Consider the following 17,658-nt stretch of genomic DNA (forward strand, 5'->3'; position numbering starts at 1 on the left):
TGGCCAAAACATGACAGCAGTTTGTCGAATATGCCCATGCGTCCCCTTCGGGGATAAAAGAGTAGGTCATTTCCAGGGGCCTGATGGACTTGCAATAGTCGCGAAACAGCCGGTTATCATATAGCGGTTTTTTTTGTTCAAAATTTGAGGGTATGGTGATTGATAGCATCCATCATAATGCAAACGATATACCCATGCGTCACCTTCGGGGATAATCAAGAGTAGGTCATTTCCAGACGCCTAATTGACTCGAAAGAATAGTGATAAGCCCGTTACTAACGTAACGGTTTTTTTTACGTCTATAATTTGTGGCCAAATTGGTAGAATCAGTCGAGCGAGGCTTGATAAAATAAGCTGGATTTTTACGTAAGCAATTAGCACTGTATCAGTTAATTTCGACTGATGTATCTCAGAGTATGTAGCGGCATTAATCGATACAACGTTTTAGATTGTGATCTTTTTTAGCGGTAATCATGCTAATTTGTTAGCTATTCCCTGCTACAATAACAATATATTTCTGAATACGATGCCTTTCTATCTATGCCTATTTTGCTTACTTCATTAAACACATTTGGCCTTAATCAGTATTGCGACTCTTTAGTTGAAGTGACTAGCAAAGAGGAGTTAATAAAGATAAGTTTTGAGTTGTATCAACAACAAAAGAACATGCTTATTCTCGGAGGAGGCAGTAACGTCGTATTTACTGACAATTTTCAGGGAACTGTGGTTAAAGTGAGTACCAAGGGCATTACGATTATTGAAGATGATGATTTTTATTATCTCACGGTTCAAGCCGGTGAAAATTGGCATCAATTAGTTAAATATTGCTTAACTAAACATATTTATGGTTTAGAAAATATGGCTCTGATCCCTGGAACTGTAGGCGCAGCGCCAATACAAAATATCGGTGCTTATGGTGTTGAGTTTAATCGTTATTGTCACAAGATTGAATTTTTACAACTCGATACTGGTAACTTGGTACATTATAATAACGAACAATGTCACTTTGGTTATCGTGAATCCATTTTTAAACAACAACTTATGAACTTAGTCGTTATTACTGAGGTGACCCTAAAATTGGCTAAAAAGTGGGTGCCGGTGATAAGTTATGGACCTCTTCAACACTTAGACGCTATAGATGTATCGGCGCAACAAATATTTGATTGTGTTTGTATGGTTCGTCAATCCAAGCTGCCTGATCCTAAAATATTGGGTAATGTAGGAAGTTTCTTTAAGAACCCAGTTGTATCAATAGATGACTATGACTCACTTAAAAGTCGTTATGGATCCTTAGTGGGTTATCGACAGGTTGATAACCATTACAAACTTGCTGCAGGTTGGCTAATTGAACATGCTGGCTTGAAGGGCGTTAATATCGGTGGTGCAGCAGTCCATCAAGATCAAGCTTTGGTTTTAGTTAACCTAGGTTATGCAACTGGTAATGAAGTATGCCAATTAGCGAAACATATTATTCAGATGGTTTTTGATAAATTTGCGGTTACATTACAACCTGAGCCTAGGATTATTGGCTCTGTTGGGGAGATTGAAATAAAATGAATGAGCATTGGTCACGTAAACGCCAAATTTTAGCGTGTTTACATCATGAACGTTTTGTTTCTGGTGAGGTAATTGCGCAATCTTTATCGCTTACTCGCGCGGCAATTAATCAGCATATAGATGCATTAAAAGATTATGGTATCGAAATTTATAGTGTGAAAGGAAGAGGCTACAAATTAGCAAATCCAGTGTCGTTGATAAATGAGTCTCATCTTGTTAATGGAATTGATGGCCGTTGTTTTTATTTTGATGAAACGACCAGTACTAATGCTTTTATGCTTGGACATGCCTCTGAATTAAAATCAGGAGATATTTGCATTGCTGAATATCAATCCGCTGGTCGAGGTCGAAGAGGGCGTCAGTGGTTGTCTCCTTATGCTCATCATATTTATGCTTCAATGTTTTGGCGTTTAAATAATGATATTAGTCATGCCAGTGGTTTAAGTTTAGTTGTTGGTTGTTCCATTGTTAAATCTCTAGCTGACTTTGGGGTTGAGGGGTTAGGGCTGAAATGGCCAAATGATATCTACCTTGATCATAAAAAATTGGCTGGAATTTTAGTTGAGGTTTGTAATTCATCCGCTAATAAAACAGAATTAGTCATTGGTTTTGGTATCAATATGAGTATGTCTGTAGAGCAGGGGGAGCTAATAGACCAGCCATGGAACGATCTATCTAGTTTGGTGAATATGCCAGATAAAACGGAGCTATTAATTAAATTACATCAAACCCTTAAGAGTGATTTACAGCTGTTTGAGCTGAAAGGGTTGGGTGCATTCTTAGAACGTTGGAATGAATTTGATTTATTTATTGGCCGTGAAGTATCACTGCTAATGGCACCTAATTCAGTTAACGGTACTTGTCGAGGTATTGATGAGCAAGGGGCTTTATTGCTTGAAAACGAGCAAGGGCTTACACGTTATCTTGGCGGTGAAATTAGCCTTAGAGCAGTAATGTAGATGCCAGAAATGAGCCTAGGAATAGGCTCATATGTTATTATTTTCTAAGTAAAACTCGGTCCATTAAATGGTTGGGACCTTTTTGCAAAATGAGGTGGGCCCGCTCTCGTGTTGGTTGAATGTTTAATGATAAATTTGGGCCATTAATGGTATCCCAAATATTAGCAGCAATCACATTCGCCTCATCATCGGTTAAAGATGAATAGTGATGAAAAAATGAGTTTGGATCACTAAATGCACCAGTTCTAAATTGCAAAAACCGCTGTTTATACCAATCTTTTAACAACGACTCATCAGCATCGACGTAAATTGAAAAATCAACAAAATCTGATACAAATGGCCTTCTTGTGTCTATTGGGGTATCTAAACCCGTTTGCAGCACATTTAGCCCTTCTAAAATTAAAATATCAGGCTGACGGATGGCTTGATGCTCGTCGTGACATCTATCGTATGTAACATGTGAATAAAGCGGTGCAAGAATCTCTTTCTGTCCCGCTTTAACTGCCGAAATGAATTCTACCAACATTTTCATGTCGTAACTTTCAGGAAAACCTTTACGTTGGAGTAACCCTTTACGTTTAAGGTCTGCCAAGGGATATAAAAAACCATCTGTGGTGACTAAATCAACTTTAGGATGCTCAGGCCAACGTTGCAATAACGTTTGTAATATACGCGCTGTGGTACTCTTACCAACGGCGACACTTCCTGCGATACTAATGATATAAGGACCAGGGGAAGCTTTTTGCTCCAGAAACTTATCAAGAACAAGTCCACGCTGTTGTTTTGAGCCGACAAATAAATTCAGTAAACGGCTGAGAGGAAGGTAAATGTCAGTGACTTCGTCTAAAGACAGCTTTTCATTCATACCACGCAGGTTTTCTAATTCAGCCTGACTCAATGTGAGCGGCACTGATTTACGTAATTCAGCCCAATGCTCGCGCTGAAAAGCAAAGTAGAGTGCATCTTGTATTGAGTTAATTGGATTCATAACCATTCCTCTAGGTTGGTCAGGCACATTACACTATCGAATAAATGGCGACAATAGTTTGCTCCTCATTTGTCTTCATCGCCCATTACATTTGCTTATAAATCACACTTTCTAAGTGAAACGAGTGTAAAAAAACGTCATTTGAAACTTTTTTTTGGTTTTTTATCATTTTCCTATTGCACTCCGAGGCACATTTACCTAATATCCGAACCCGAAATGACACGCCGGCATAGCTCAGTTGGTAGAGCAACTGACTTGTAATCAGTAGGTCCCGAGTTCGACTCTTGGTGCCGGCACCATTTTTCTGGAGGGGTTCCCGAGTGGCCAAAGGGATCAGACTGTAAATCTGACGGCTCAGCCTTCGAAGGTTCGAATCCTTCTCCCTCCACCACTTTCTAGGTAGTTAGGTAGCCTAAAATAGGTTGCGCGGATGTCGTATAATGGTATTACTCCAGCCTTCCAAGCTGATAACGCGGGTTCGATTCCCGCCATCCGCTCCAAATTTGTTCGCTGATATGGCTCAGTTGGTAGAGCGCACCCTTAATGAGGGTGAGGTCGGCAGTACGAATCTGCCTATCAACATCCCATGTCATGAATAAACTTCCTAACCCTAAATAATCGATTCGATGTCATTTTTATGCATCGGATTTTTACTATATGTGTTTTCATCACCAAGATAATTGGACTGAGGCAATACCATGGCAAAAGCTAAATTTGAACGTAAAAAGCCCCATGTAAACGTGGGCACCATCGGTCACGTTGACCATGGTAAAACAACTTTAACAGCAGCAATCTCTGCCGTTTTGTCTAAAACTTATGGTGGTGAAGTTAAAAACTTCGCTCAAATCGATAACGCTCCAGAAGAGCGTGAGCGCGGTATTACAATTAATACTTCTCACATCGAATATGACACACCAATTCGTCACTACGCACACGTAGATTGTCCAGGTCACGCGGATTATGTTAAAAACATGATTACCGGTGCTGCACAGATGGACGGCGCAATCTTAGTAGTTGCTGCTACAGACGGCCCAATGCCACAGACACGTGAGCACATCTTGCTTTCACGTCAAGTAGGCGTACCTTTCATCATCGTATTCATGAACAAATGTGACATGGTAGATGACGAAGAATTACTAGAATTAGTAGAAATGGAAGTGCGTGAGCTTCTTTCAGAATACGACTTCCCAGGTGATGATTTACCAGTAATTCAAGGTTCAGCTCTTAAGGCACTAGAAGGCCAGCCAGAGTGGGAAGCAAAAATTCTTGAGCTTGCAGAAGCACTAGATACTTATATTCCAGAACCAGCTCGTGACATCGATAAGCCATTCCTACTACCAATCGAAGATGTATTCTCGATTTCAGGTCGTGGTACAGTGGTAACAGGTCGTGTTGAACGTGGTATCGTTCGCGTATCAGACGAAGTTGAAATTGTTGGTGTTCGTCCAACAACTAAAACAACGTGTACTGGTGTAGAAATGTTCCGCAAGCTACTTGACGAAGGTCGTGCTGGCGAAAACTGTGGTGTGTTATTACGTGGTACTAAGCGTGATGACGTAGAACGTGGTCAAGTACTAGCTAAGCCTGGTTCAATTAACCCACACACAACTTTCGAATCAGAAGTTTACGTGTTGTCAAAAGAAGAAGGCGGACGTCATACTCCATTCTTCAAAGGCTACCGTCCACAGTTCTTCTTCCGTACAACAGACGTAACAGGCACAATTGAGTTACCAGAAGGCGTAGAAATGGTTATGCCTGGTGATAACATCAAGATGGTCGTTACTCTGATTTACCCAATCGCGATGGACGACGGTTTACGTTTCGCTATCCGTGAAGGTGGCCGTACAGTTGGTGCAGGTGTTGTAGCTAAAATTATCGCGTAATAGCGAGTTTAGTGAACACTTAAAAAGGAAGCTTAGGCTTCCTTTTTTATTTTTAGGGTGAGGTTAGTAACAAAAATCGATTTTTGATTGATTTATTGCTCTTACTTTGCCTGTATTGTTGCGAATAAAGCTGAATAAGAATACAATCTATGGCCGATTTTTGACCCTGTGCTTATGCATTTTCTGGGAAAGTTCGGAAATGCGGATTTGGTAAATATGTTGTTTACCAAGCTAAGCCCAGGTCGTAGTGAGTAACGGAATTAACCGATGACAACAAATACTGAAAACCAGAGTAATTCTTTGGATATCGTTAAGTGGGGCATAGCTGCATTGCTAATTGCTACTGCTGTTATAGGCAATCAATTTTATGCAGACGCTAATGTTGTAGCTCGTGTTGCTGGGGTAATTATTGCCTTCGCTATTGCAGGCATCATTGCACTGCAGACAAGCAAGGGTAAGCAGGCACAATCTTTTGCTAGAGAAGCCCATATTGAAGTGCGTAAAGTCGTTTGGCCAACTCGCCAAGAGGCGCTAAACACTACCTTTATAGTACTTGCAGCTACTGCAGTAATGGCATTAATCCTTTGGGGATTAGATGCTATATTGTTACGAGTAGTCAATTTAATTACTGGCGTATAGGCATCTGAAAATGACTGAAGTTACAGAAGCGAAAAAAAGATGGTATGTGATCCAAGCCTTTTCGGGCTATGAAGGCCGTGTACTTAAAACACTGCTTGAACATATCAAAATGCACAATATGGAAGAATACTTCGGTGAGATTTTAGTTCCTACCGAAGAAGTTGTTGAAATGCGTGCAGGTCAACGTCGTAAGAGTGAGCGTAAGTTTTTCCCTGGTTATGTATTAGTCCAGATGGAAATGAACGACGATAGCTGGCACTTAGTCAAAAGTATTCCACGTGTAATGGGCTTTATTGGTGGTACATCAGATCGCCCTGCACCGATTTCTGACAAGGAAGCTGACGCTATTCTTCAACGCCTTCAAGACACTGTTGAATCACCAACTCATCGTATTATGTACGAGCCAGGTGAAGTTGTCCGTGTTTGTGACGGTCCATTTGCTGACTTTAACGGTACTATTGAAGAAGTCGATTATGAAAAGAACCGTATTAAAGTTTCGGTGATGATTTTCGGTCGTTCAACACCAGTAGAATTAGATTTTAATCAAGTTGAAAAAAGCTGATTAAAATAACTACAAAATAAACATTGTTTGCGGGTGCGTATTTTTATATAATTCGCACCCGTTGTTTTCAGGGGAGCGTATTGGCATGTCGCCAACATGCGTTTGAACCCAAATTGAGGAAATGTCGACATGGCAAAGAAAATTGAAGCTTATATTAAGCTACAAGTAGCAGCTGGCGCTGCAAACCCGTCTCCACCAGTTGGACCTGCTTTAGGTCAAAAAGGTGTGAACATCATGGAATTCTGTAAAGCATTCAACGCTCGTACTGAAAAGTTCGAAAAAGGTATGCCAATTCCTGTTGTTATCACTGTATATAATGACCGTTCTTTCACTTTTGAAACTAAGACTCCACCTGCATCTTTCTTACTGCTTAAAGCAGTTGGTCTGAAATCAGGTTCTGGCCGTCCTAATACTCAAAAAGTAGGTACTATCAAGCGTAGCGCAGTTCAGGAAATTGCTGAAACTAAAGCTGCTGATATGACTGGTGCTGATATTGAAGCGATGACTCGCTCAATTGAAGGTACTGCACGTTCAATGGGTTTGGTAGTAGAGGATTAATATAATGGCAAAGCTAACTAAGCGTGCTCGCGTTATCCGCGAAAAAGTTGATGCAACAAAATTGTATGACATCAACGAAGCCGTAGTACTTTTACAAGAATTAGCGACTGCTAAATTTGTTGAGAGTGTTGACGTAGCTGTTAATCTAGGTATCGATCCTCGTAAATCAGATCAAAACGTGCGTGGTGCTACTGTACTTCCACATGGTACTGGTCGTGATGTTCGTGTTGCTGTATTCACACAAGGTGCAAACGCTGAAGCTGCTATCGCTGCTGGCGCTGAACTAGTGGGTATGGAAGATTTAGCTGAAAAAGTTAAAGCTGGCGAAATGAACTTTGACGTTGTTATCGCATCTCCAGATGCAATGCGCGTTGTTGGTATGTTAGGTCAAATCTTAGGCCCACGTGGTTTAATGCCTAACCCTAAAACTGGTACAGTAACGCCAAACGTTGCTGAAGCAGTTAAGAATGCCAAAGCGGGTCAAGTTCGTTACAGAAACGACAAAAACGGTATTATTCATACAACTATCGGTAAAGTAACTTTTACAACTGAGCAGTTGAGAGAAAACTTAGAATCGTTAGTGTCAGCACTGAAAAAGGCTAAGCCTGCAGTTGCTAAAGGCATTTACGTGAAAAAGATTAGCATCTCTACCACTATGGGTGCAGGTGTTGCTATCGACCAGAGTTCTCTGGAAGAAGCGAAGTAATATACAAAGCGCGCGTATTAGTCTATAATGCGCGCACTTTGTGGGTTGAAGCCGCTTTTATGCATTAGTTTTTAAATTTTTGCATATTAGAGTCGGTTTCCGTCCAAGACCGCAGGTGTTAATCGTAAGATTAACTTAATTTCCAGCGTAGACGGTGTCAGGCCCCAGCTAAATTTTTTTACTGGAAAATCTGCACCGTAAGTAATTAAACACATAAGTGTTTAATTTGGTAAATACTAGGGAAAATTCCCTAGGTAGAATCCAGGAGTAAAGCCAATGGCATTAAGACTCGAAGACAAACAGGCAATTGTTGCTGAAGTCAACGAAGCTGCCAAAGGTGCACTTTCTGCAGTTGTTGCCGATTCACGTGGCGTAACTGTAGGTGCTATGACCGGTCTGCGTAAAGCTGCTCGCGAAAATGGTGTGTTTGTACGTGTAGTACGTAACACCCTTGCTCGTCGTGCAGTTCAAGGTACAGCTTTTGAGTGCCTAGCAGAAACGTTCACTGGCCCAACTTTAATAGCTTTCTCTAACGAGCACCCAGGTGCTGCAGCGCGTCTTTTAAAAGACTTCGCTAAGGGTCAAGCAAAATTTGAAGTTAAAGGTGCAGCTTTCGAAGGGATGTTTATCCCTGCAGCTGATATTGATCGTTTAGCGAAACTACCAACATACGAAGAAGCACTAGCTCAGTTGATGATGACTATGAAAGAAGCATCTGCTGGCAAGTTCGTTCGTACATTGGCCGCCCTTCGCGATCAAAAACAAGACGCCGCTTAATTTTAGGCTGGCAGCTTAATAAAATTGAATTCAGAACAATAGGAAATATTTCTAATGTCTATCACTAAAGACCAAATGTTAGAAGCTTTTGCAGCAATGTCTGTAATGGAAGTAGTTGAACTAATCGAAGCTATGGAAGAGAAATTCGGCGTTTCTGCTGCTGCTGCAGTAGTTTCAGGCGGCGGCGATGCTGTTGTTGCTGAAGAGCAAACAGAATTTGACGTAGTACTTACTTCATTCGGCGAAAACAAAGTAGCTGTTATTAAAGCTCTTCGTAGCGCTACAGGTTTAGGCCTGAAAGAAGCTAAGACTATGGCTGAATCTTCTCCAATCGCAGTTAAAGAAGCTGTGTCTAAAGAAGAAGCTGCAACTCTTAAAGCTGATCTAGAAGCCGCTGGTGCTTCTGTTGAAGTTAAGTAAGCTATAATTTAGCTTGCATCACCCAAGTGATTGGGTGAAGGCTGACGGTTTTTTAACCGTTGGCCTTTTTTGCGCTTTATGCGCAGGCGATTTTTTTCACCTTTTGTCGCCAGTTTTAACAGTCCCTAGCAGAGATTACTGGTTAGGTTCTTGTCAACAAGGGTGATAGGCAAACGTGCTGATTTAATTAATATTAATTTCAGTCTTGGTCACATCTCGTAAGCAGAGGAAACCCATGGTTTACTCCTATTCTGAAAAGAAGCGTATTCGCAAAGACTTTGGTAAGCGTCCAAAAGTTTTGGACATCCCTTATTTATTGTCTATCCAGTTAGACTCTTTTAAGAAGTTCACCGATCATGACCCTACGGGTGAGCGTGGCTTAGAAGCCGCATTCCGTAGCGTTTTTCCTATCAAGAGCTTTTCTGGCTATTCTGAGCTGCAATATGTCAGCTACAAGCTAGGTGAGCCAGTTTTTGATGTGAAAGAATGTCAGATCCGCGGTGTAACTTATTCGGCACCACTACGCGTTAAATTACGCATGGTGTTGTTTGACCGTGAAGCTGCTGCTGGCACTGTTAAAGACATTAAAGAGCAAGAAGTCTACATGGGTGATATTCCTATGATGACGAATAACGGTACTTTCGTTATTAACGGTACTGAGCGTGTAATCGTGTCTCAGTTACACCGTTCTCCAGGTGTGTTCTTTGATCATGACCGTGGTAAAACCCACTCTTCTGGTAAGGTGCTGTATAACGCACGTATTATTCCTTACCGTGGTTCATGGCTTGACTTTGAATTTGATCCTAAAGATGCTCTATTCGTTCGTATCGACCGTCGTCGTAAATTACCGGCAACGATCATTTTACGTGCGCTTGAATATTCTACTCAAGATATCCTCGATTTATTCTTCGAGCGTATTGAGTTTAAGATTAAAAAAGAATCATTAGTCATGGCACTTGTGCCTGACCGCCTACGTGGTGAAACTGCTGGCTATGACATTAAAGATGCTGAAGGCGCTTTATTGGTTGAAGCTGGTCGTCGCATTACTGCACGTCACATTAAGCAACTTGAAAAAACCAACACTACTGAACTAGAAGTGCCAGTAGATTATATTGTTGGTAAGTATGCTGCTCAAGACTACATCGATGAAGATACCGGTGAAGTGTTAGTGACTGCAAACAGCGAGATTACCTTAGAAGATTTAGCTAAGCTATCACTTGCTGGTATTAAGAATATTGATACATTATTTATCAATGATCTTGATCACGGTGCTTACATTGCTGACACATTACGAATTGATTCAACAACTAACCGCTTAGAAGCGCTAGTTGAAATCTATCGTATGATGCGTCCTGGTGAGCCACCAACCAAAGATGCAGCTGAAGGTTTATTCCAAAACCTATTCTTTAGTGAAGAACGTTATGACTTATCTAAAGTAGGTCGTATGAAGTTCAACCGTCGTCTTGAGATTGCTGAAGACGAAGGTAACGGTGTGTTGTCTAAAGAAGACATCGTATCTGTTATGAAGAAAATCATCGAAATCCGTAACGGTTATGATGAAGTCGACGATATTGACCACTTAGGTAACCGTCGTATTCGTAGCGTTGGTGAAATGGCTGAAAACCAGTTCCGTGTTGGTTTAGTCCGTGTTGAGCGTGCTGTTCGTGAACGTCTATCTTTAGGCGATTTAAACGAGCTTATGCCACAAGACTTAATTAACGCTAAGCCAATTTCTGCGGCAGTGAAAGAATTCTTTGGTTCTTCACAGTTGTCACAGTTTATGGATCAAAACAACCCGCTATCAGAAGTAACGCATAAGCGTCGTATTTCTGCGCTTGGCCCAGGTGGTTTGACTCGTGAGCGTGCTGGTTTCGAAGTTCGTGACGTACATCCAACTCACTACGGTCGTTTATGTCCAATTGAGACCCCTGAAGGTCCAAACATTGGTCTAATCAACTCGTTAGCAAGTTTTGCACGTACTAACTCTTACGGCTTCTTAGAAACACCTTACCGCAAAGTGGTTGATGGTGTGATTACTGATGATGTTGAATACTTATCAGCAATCGAAGAAGGTCGTTACGTTATTGCTCAGGCTAACATCGAAGTTGATGCTGATGGCCGTATGGCAGAAGAACAAATTGCTTGTCGTCACAAAGGTGAATCTACCTTTATGCGCGCAGCTGATGTTCAGTATATGGACGTATCTCCACAACAGATTATTTCTGTTGCAGCATCATTAATTCCGTTCTTAGAACACGATGATGCTAACCGCGCATTGATGGGTGCAAACATGCAACGTCAAGCAGTACCAACTTTACGTGCTGATAAGCCGTTAGTCGGAACGGGTATTGAACGTACTCTTGCTGTTGACTCTGGTGTGGTTGTAGCTGCTAAACGTGGCGGTGTGGTTGATTATGTTGATGCTAGCCGTATCGTAGTTAAAGTAAATGAAGATGAGCTACACGCAGGTGAAGCCGGCATCGACATTTATAACCTAACTAAATATACCCGTTCAAACCAAAACACTTGTATTAACCAACGTCCTTGTTGTTCTGTTGGTGAGCCAGTGGTTCGTGGTGACGTATTGGCAGATGGTCCATCTACCGATTTAGGTGATTTGGCTCTTGGTCAGAACATGCGTATCGCGTTCATGCCTTGGAACGGTTATAACTTCGAAGATTCGATCTTAATTTCTGAGCGCGTAGCGCAAGAAGATCGTTTCACTACTATCCATATCCAAGAGCTTTCTTGTATTGCTCGTGATACTAAATTGGGTAGCGAAGAAATCACTGCTGATATTCCAAACGTAGGTGAGTCTGCTTTATCTAAATTAGATGAATCAGGTATCGTTTATATTGGTGCAGAAGTGAAGGGTGGCGACATTCTAGTGGGTAAAGTGACACCTAAGGGTGAAACACAGTTAACCCCTGAAGAGAAACTACTCCGAGCTATTTTTGGTGAAAAAGCGTCTGACGTTAAGGACAGCTCATTACGTGTTCCTAACTCAGTTAAAGGCACCATCATCGACGTACAGGTATTTACCCGTGACGGCGTTGAGAAAGACAAACGTGCGCTTGAAATTGAAGACATGCATGTTCGCCAAGCTCGTAAAGACTTAGGCGAAGAGTTCAAGATCCTTGAAGAAGGCGTATTGGGCCGTGCACGTAACTTGTTACTGTCTGTGGGTTATTCTGAAGCTAAGTTAGCTGAGATACCACGTAAAGACGTATTGATTCAAGTTATCGACGATGAAACCAAACAAACTGAATTAGAGCAGTTAGCTGAACAGCACGAAGAGCTAAAAGCTGACTTTGATAAGACATTTGAAATCAAGCGTCGTAAGATCACCCAAGGTGATGACTTGGCTCCTGGTGTATTGAAGATTGTTAAGGTTTACCTTGCAGTTAAACGTACTATCCAGCCTGGTGACAAGATGGCAGGTCGTCATGGTAACAAAGGTGTTATCTCGAAGATTTGTCCTGTTGAAGACATGCCATACGATGAAGAAGGTAACCCTGTAGACATCGTACTTAACCCATTGGGCGTACCATCGCGTATGAACATCGGTCAGGTACTTGAAGTCCACATGGGCGCAGCAGCTAAGGGTATCGGTAATAAGATTACTGCTATGCTTGAAGAGCAGCGTGAAATTGCCGAACTTCGTGGTTACATCAAGCAAGTGTACGAATTAGGTGATGACGTGCTTCAGCGCGTTGATATCGATTCGTTTACTGATGATGAAGTTGTGCGCTTGGCGACCAACCTTAAAGGTGGTATTCCAATTGCTACACCAGCATTCGACGGTGCTAAAGAGAAAGAGATCAAGCAAATGCTTGCTCTTGCAGGCTTACCTGAGTCTGGTCAGTTGACATTATGTGACGGCCGTACCGGTAACGAATTTGAGCGTAAAGTAACCGTTGGTTACATGTATATGCTTAAATTGAACCACTTAGTTGATGACAAGATGCATGCTCGTTCTACGGGTTCATACAGCTTAGTGACTCAACAACCATTGGGCGGTAAAGCTCAATTCGGTGGTCAGCGTTTCGGTGAGATGGAAGTGTGGGCACTTGAAGCATATGGTGCTGCTTATACTCTACAAGAAATGCTAACAGTTAAGTCAGATGACGTTAACGGTCGTACTCAGATGTATAAAAACATCGTCGACGGTAACCATCAGATGCAACCAGGCATGCCTGAGTCTTTCAACGTATTGTTGAAGGAAATTCGTTCACTTGGTATTAATATCGAGTTGGACCAAGAGTAAGCATCGCACTTAAGCAATGTTTGGTAACCAAGGGTGCTTTGCAGCAGCAAAGCACCTGGTTTAACTCCTTCAGGAGAGAAACGTGAAAGACTTATTAAAGTTTCTTAAACAGCAAAGTAAGACTGAAGAATTTAACGGTATAAAAATTGGTTTGGCCTCGCCAGACCTAATCCGTTCTTGGTCTTTTGGTGAAGTAAAGAAGCCAGAAACCATTAACTACCGTACATTCAAGCCTGAACGTGAAGGTTTGTTCTGTGCGCGTATCTTTGGTCCAGTTAAAGATTACGAATGTTTGTGTGGTAAATACAAGCGTTTGAAGCATCGTGGTGTTATTTGTGAAAAGTGTGGCGTAGAAGTTACCCAGACTAAAGTGCGTCGTGAGCGCATGGGTCACATTGATCTGGCTAGCCCAGTTGCCCACATTTGGTTCTTAAAATCACTTCCGTCACGTATCGGCTTAATGCTAGATATGACGTTACGTGATATTGAACGCGTACTGTATTTCGAATCATTTGTTGTGATCGAGCCTGGCATGACCACGCTTGAACGCGGCCAAATGCTAACCGAAGAAACGTATCTTGATGCGTTAGAAGAATACGGTGACGAGTTTGAAGCTAAGATGGGTGCTGAAGCAGTTCTTGAATTGCTACGTGCTATCAACTTAGCTGAACAGATCGAGCAAATGCGTGAAGAGTTGCCTTCAATTAACTCTGAAACCCGTCGCAAGAAGGTCACTAAGCGCCTTAAGCTGATGGAAGCATTCTTCACATCTGGCAACAAGCCAGAGTGGATGATCTTAAAAGTATTACCGGTTCTTCCACCTGATCTACGTCCATTAGTGCCGTTAGATGGTGGTCGTTTCGCGACATCTGATCTTAACGATCTTTATCGTCGTGTGATTAACCGTAACAACCGCTTAAAGCGTCTGTTAGATTTAGCTGCGCCTGACATTATCGTACGTAACGAAAAACGTATGTTACAAGAGTCAGTTGATGCGCTATTAGACAACGGTCGTCGCGGTCGTGCTATTACCGGTTCTAACAAGCGTCCGCTTAAATCTCTTGCTGATATGATCAAGGGTAAGCAAGGTCGTTTCCGTCAGAACTTACTTGGTAAGCGTGTTGACTATTCAGGCCGTTCGGTAATTACCGTAGGTCCTACTTTACGTCTGCATCAGTGTGGTCTTCCTAAGAAGATGGCGCTTGAGCTATTCAAACCATTCATTTACGGTAAATTAGAAGCGCGTGGTTTAGCGACTACTATTAAAGCTGCTAAGAAAATGGTTGAACGCGAACAGGCTGAAGTATGGGATGTGTTAGACGAAGTAATTCGTGAACATCCAGTCATGCTTAACCGTGCACCAACACTTCACAGACTGGGTATTCAAGCATTTGAACCTGTACTGATTGAAGGTAAAGCAATTCAATTGCATCCGTTAGTTTGTGCGGCATACAACGCCGACTTCGACGGTGACCAAATGGCGGTTCACGTACCATTAACGCTTGAAGCTCAGTTAGAAGCTCGTGCGCTAATGATGTCTACCAACAACATTTTGTCACCAGCTAACGGTGAGCCAGTAATTACTCCGTCTCAGGACGTTGTATTAGGCTTGTACTACACCAGCCGTGAATGTATTAACGGTCGCGGTGAAGGTATGGCATTCGCTGATGTGTCAGAAGTAGAAAAAGCTTACGCTACTGGTGTTGCTGAACTACATGCTCGCGTTAAAGTGCGTATTACTGAAACGAACATCGCAGAAGATGGCGAAAGAACGAAAGCAACTCGTATCATTGATACGACTGTGGGTCGTGCTCTTTTATCATTAATTTTGCCTGAAGGCTTATCGTATGATTTGGTTAACCAAAACATGGGTAAGAAACAGATTTCTAAGCTGTTGAACACTTGTTATCGTCAACTAGGTCTTAAAGATACCGTTATCTTTGCTGACCAATTGATGTATACAGGTTTCCGTTTTGCAACCATTTCTGGTGCCTCTGTTGGTATCGATGACATGGTTATTCCAGACGAGAAATACACCTTAGTAGCAGACGCTGAAGCTGAAGTACTTGAAATTCAAGAGCAGTTCCAGTCAGGTCTTGTTACTGCCGGTGAGCGTTACAACAAAGTTATCGATATCTGGGCAAGCGCGAACGAAAAAGTTTCAAAAGCGATGATGGAAAACCTGTCAACTGAGACAGTGATTAACCGTGATGGCGTACCTGAGCAACAAGCTTCGTTTAACAGCATCTATATGATGGCTGACTCGGGCGCTCGTGGTAGTGCTGCACAGATCCGTCAGTTAGCGGGTATGCGTGGTTTGATGGCTAAGCCAGATGGCTCAATCATCGAAACCCCAATTACGGCTAACTTCCGTGAAGGTCTAAACGTACTTCAGTACTTTATTTCTACTCACGGTGCGCGTAAAGGTCTTGCCGATACAGCATTGAAGACAGCTAACTCGGGTTATCTAACTCGTCGTTTAGTAGACGTTGCACAAGACTTAGTGGTTATCGAAGATGACTGTGGTGTTGAGCATGGTCTTACAATGAAACCGCTTATTGAAGGTGGTGATGTTGTTGAGCCATTACGTGAACGTGTTCTAGGTCGTGTGGTTGCTCTTGACGTAATGAAGCCTGGTACTGATGAAGTGCTTGCTCCACGCAACACACTTCTTGATGAAGCATGGTGTAATACGTTAGAAGAACACAGTATTGATGAAGTGATTGTACGTTCTGTAATTACCTGTGACACAGACTTCGGTGTGTGTGCAGCGTGTTATGGTCGTGACTTGGCGCGTGGTCATATTATTAACCACGGTGAAGCTATTGGTGTTGTTGCAGCACAGTCTATCGGTGAGCCTGGTACACAGTTAACCATGCGTACCTTCCACATTGGTGGTGCGGCATCTCGAGCTTCTGCAGAAAACAACGTTCAAGTTAAGAACGCCGGTTCTCTGAAGTTACACAATGCTAAGCATGTTTCTAACATCGACGGTAAGCTCGTTATCGTATCGCGTTCTTCTGAGTTAGCCATCATCGATGAGCTAGGTCGTGAGAAAGAGCGTTATAAAGTGCCTTACGGTACAGTTTTAGAGAAGTTGGAAGAGAGTGAAGTTGCAGCTGGCGAAATCATCGCTAACTGGGATCCACATACTCACCCAATTATTTCTGAAGTTGCTGGTAGTGTGAAGTTCGTTGACATGATTGACGGTGTCACTATGACGCGTCAAACAGATGAGTTAACGGGTCTATCTTCTGTCGTTGTGCTCGATGTTGGTGCGCGTACTTCAGCCGGTAAAGAATTGCGTCCAGCAATTCGCTTAGTTGATGCCGATGGTAATGACTTAATGATCCCTGGTACTGAAGTACCAGCTCAATACTTCTTACCGGGTAACGCGATTGTATCGAAAGATGATAACGCGAAAATCAACGTTGGTGACCCATTAGCACGTATTCCACAAGAATCGTCTAAAACTCGCGACATCACCGGTGGTCTACCACGTGTTGCTGACCTATTCGAAGCGCGTAAACCAAAAGAGCCTGCAATTCTTGCAGAAATCTCTGGTACTATCTCGTTCGGTAAGGAAACTAAGGGTAAACGTCGTCTAGTGATCACTCCTGCAGATGGTAGTGAACATTATGAAGAGATGATCCCTAAGTGGCGTAACTTGAACGTGTTCGAAGGTGAAAAAGTCGAACGTGGTGAAGTTATTGCAGACGGTCCAGAAGCGGCTCATGATATCTTGCGTCTTCGTGGTATCCACAACGTAGCAAACTACATTGTGAACGAAGTACAGGACGTTTACCGTCTACAGGGCGTTAAGATCAACGATAAGCACATCGAAGTTATCATTCGTCAAATGTTACGTAAGTGTCTAATCACTTCAACAGGCGACACTGAGTTCTTAGAAGGTGAGCAAGCAGAAGTATCACGCGTGAAGATTGCTAACCGTGAGCTAATCGCTCAAGGTAAAACACCTGCAACGTTTGAACGTGAATTACTCGGTATTACCAAAGCTTCTTTGGCAACTGAATCATTCATCTCTGCTGCATCGTTCCAGGAAACCACTCGTGTGTTAACTGAAGCGGCCGTTGGCGGTAAGAGCGATCCACTACGTGGTTTGAAAGAAAACGTAATCGTAGGTCGTTTGATCCCAGCAGGTACAGGTTATGCTTATCACAAAACCCGTAACGAAGAACGTGCTAAAGTATTAAGCTCTCGTGGCAAAGTGGAAACTACTACAGTAACCGCAAGCGAAGCTGAAAAGAACCTAGCAGATCTACTAAATCTGGCCGGTAGCCAAGATTAAGTTAGTATTTTGTTAAAAAAAGGCGCCAATGGC

At 42.4% G+C, this 17,658-nt stretch carries 12 protein-coding genes and 4 tRNA genes; 15 read left to right on the forward strand and 1 reads right to left on the reverse strand.

Features of this window, described 5'->3' with window-relative positions; genetic code table 11:
• Positions 1-540 precede the first annotated feature (540 nt).
• Both murB and birA read left to right on the forward strand, forming a co-directional pair.
• The gene (gene murB, locus AAEY94_RS19145) at positions 541-1,557 is read left to right on the forward strand and encodes a UDP-N-acetylmuramate dehydrogenase (protein ID WP_101084796.1); all 1,017 of its coding nucleotides are present in this window, start codon (positions 541-543) and stop codon (positions 1,555-1,557) included.
• On the forward strand, positions 1,554-2,516 hold the full coding sequence (gene birA / locus AAEY94_RS19150; RefSeq protein ID WP_350979671.1) for a bifunctional biotin--[acetyl-CoA-carboxylase] ligase/biotin operon repressor BirA: 963 nt from the start codon (positions 1,554-1,556) through the stop codon (positions 2,514-2,516). Before murB ends, birA begins: the two co-directional genes overlap by 4 nt.
• Before the next feature lie 37 nt (positions 2,517-2,553).
• Here birA and coaA read toward each other — a convergent pair whose 3' ends face one another.
• Positions 2,554-3,504 carry a type I pantothenate kinase gene (coaA, locus tag AAEY94_RS19155; protein WP_101084798.1) on the reverse strand — a complete coding sequence of 317 codons (951 nt, stop codon included), beginning with the start codon at positions 3,502-3,504 and terminating at the stop codon, positions 2,554-2,556.
• A gap of 223 nt (positions 3,505-3,727) precedes the next feature.
• Between coaA and AAEY94_RS19160 the strand changes: the two genes are divergently transcribed.
• The 13 genes from AAEY94_RS19160 to rpoC all read left to right on the forward strand — a co-directional run bounded on the left by AAEY94_RS19160 (position 3,728) and on the right by rpoC (position 17,625).
• Positions 3,728-3,803 (forward strand) — tRNA-Thr (locus AAEY94_RS19160).
• A 7-nt stretch (positions 3,804-3,810) separates the two neighbouring features.
• A tRNA-Tyr gene (locus AAEY94_RS19165) sits at positions 3,811-3,895 on the forward strand.
• A gap of 35 nt (positions 3,896-3,930) precedes the next feature.
• Positions 3,931-4,004, forward strand: a tRNA-Gly gene (locus tag AAEY94_RS19170).
• 9 nt (positions 4,005-4,013) lie between these two features.
• Positions 4,014-4,086 (forward strand) — tRNA-Ile (locus AAEY94_RS19175).
• 116 nt (positions 4,087-4,202) lie between these two features.
• Positions 4,203-5,387 carry an elongation factor Tu gene (gene tuf, locus AAEY94_RS19180; protein WP_101084799.1) on the forward strand — a complete coding sequence of 395 codons (1,185 nt, stop codon included), beginning with the start codon at positions 4,203-4,205 and terminating at the stop codon, positions 5,385-5,387.
• A gap of 267 nt (positions 5,388-5,654) precedes the next feature.
• Positions 5,655-6,026, forward strand: coding sequence for a preprotein translocase subunit SecE (gene secE, locus AAEY94_RS19185; protein WP_011635627.1), 372 nt, complete (start codon positions 5,655-5,657; stop codon positions 6,024-6,026).
• 10 nt (positions 6,027-6,036) lie between these two features.
• Positions 6,037-6,588 carry a transcription termination/antitermination protein NusG gene (nusG, locus tag AAEY94_RS19190; protein WP_011635628.1) on the forward strand — a complete coding sequence of 184 codons (552 nt, stop codon included), beginning with the start codon at positions 6,037-6,039 and terminating at the stop codon, positions 6,586-6,588.
• A 129-nt stretch (positions 6,589-6,717) separates the two neighbouring features.
• Positions 6,718-7,146, forward strand: coding sequence for a 50S ribosomal protein L11 (gene rplK, locus AAEY94_RS19195; RefSeq protein ID WP_011635629.1), 429 nt, complete (start codon positions 6,718-6,720; stop codon positions 7,144-7,146).
• Between the two features lie 4 nt (positions 7,147-7,150).
• A complete protein-coding gene (gene rplA, locus AAEY94_RS19200) occupies positions 7,151-7,852 on the forward strand; it encodes a 50S ribosomal protein L1 (RefSeq protein WP_059746618.1) in 702 nt (233 codons plus the stop codon).
• 276 nt (positions 7,853-8,128) lie between these two features.
• On the forward strand, positions 8,129-8,629 hold the full coding sequence (gene rplJ, locus AAEY94_RS19205; protein ID WP_011635631.1) for a 50S ribosomal protein L10: 501 nt from the start codon (positions 8,129-8,131) through the stop codon (positions 8,627-8,629).
• Positions 8,630-8,683: 54 nt separating this feature from the next.
• Positions 8,684-9,049, forward strand: a complete 366-nt coding sequence (rplL, locus tag AAEY94_RS19210; RefSeq protein WP_101084800.1) for a 50S ribosomal protein L7/L12 — start codon at positions 8,684-8,686, stop codon at positions 9,047-9,049.
• Between the two features lie 235 nt (positions 9,050-9,284).
• Positions 9,285-13,316 carry a DNA-directed RNA polymerase subunit beta gene (gene rpoB, locus AAEY94_RS19215; RefSeq protein ID WP_101084801.1) on the forward strand — a complete coding sequence of 1,344 codons (4,032 nt, stop codon included), beginning with the start codon at positions 9,285-9,287 and terminating at the stop codon, positions 13,314-13,316.
• A gap of 82 nt (positions 13,317-13,398) precedes the next feature.
• Positions 13,399-17,625, forward strand: coding sequence for a DNA-directed RNA polymerase subunit beta' (gene rpoC, locus AAEY94_RS19220; RefSeq protein ID WP_101084802.1), 4,227 nt, complete (start codon positions 13,399-13,401; stop codon positions 17,623-17,625).
• The last annotated feature ends 33 nt before the right edge of the window (positions 17,626-17,658 follow it).

The sequence above is a fragment of the Shewanella sp. AC34-MNA-CIBAN-0136 genome, from assembly GCF_040309945.1.
Taxonomy (GTDB): domain Bacteria; phylum Pseudomonadota; class Gammaproteobacteria; order Enterobacterales; family Shewanellaceae; genus Shewanella.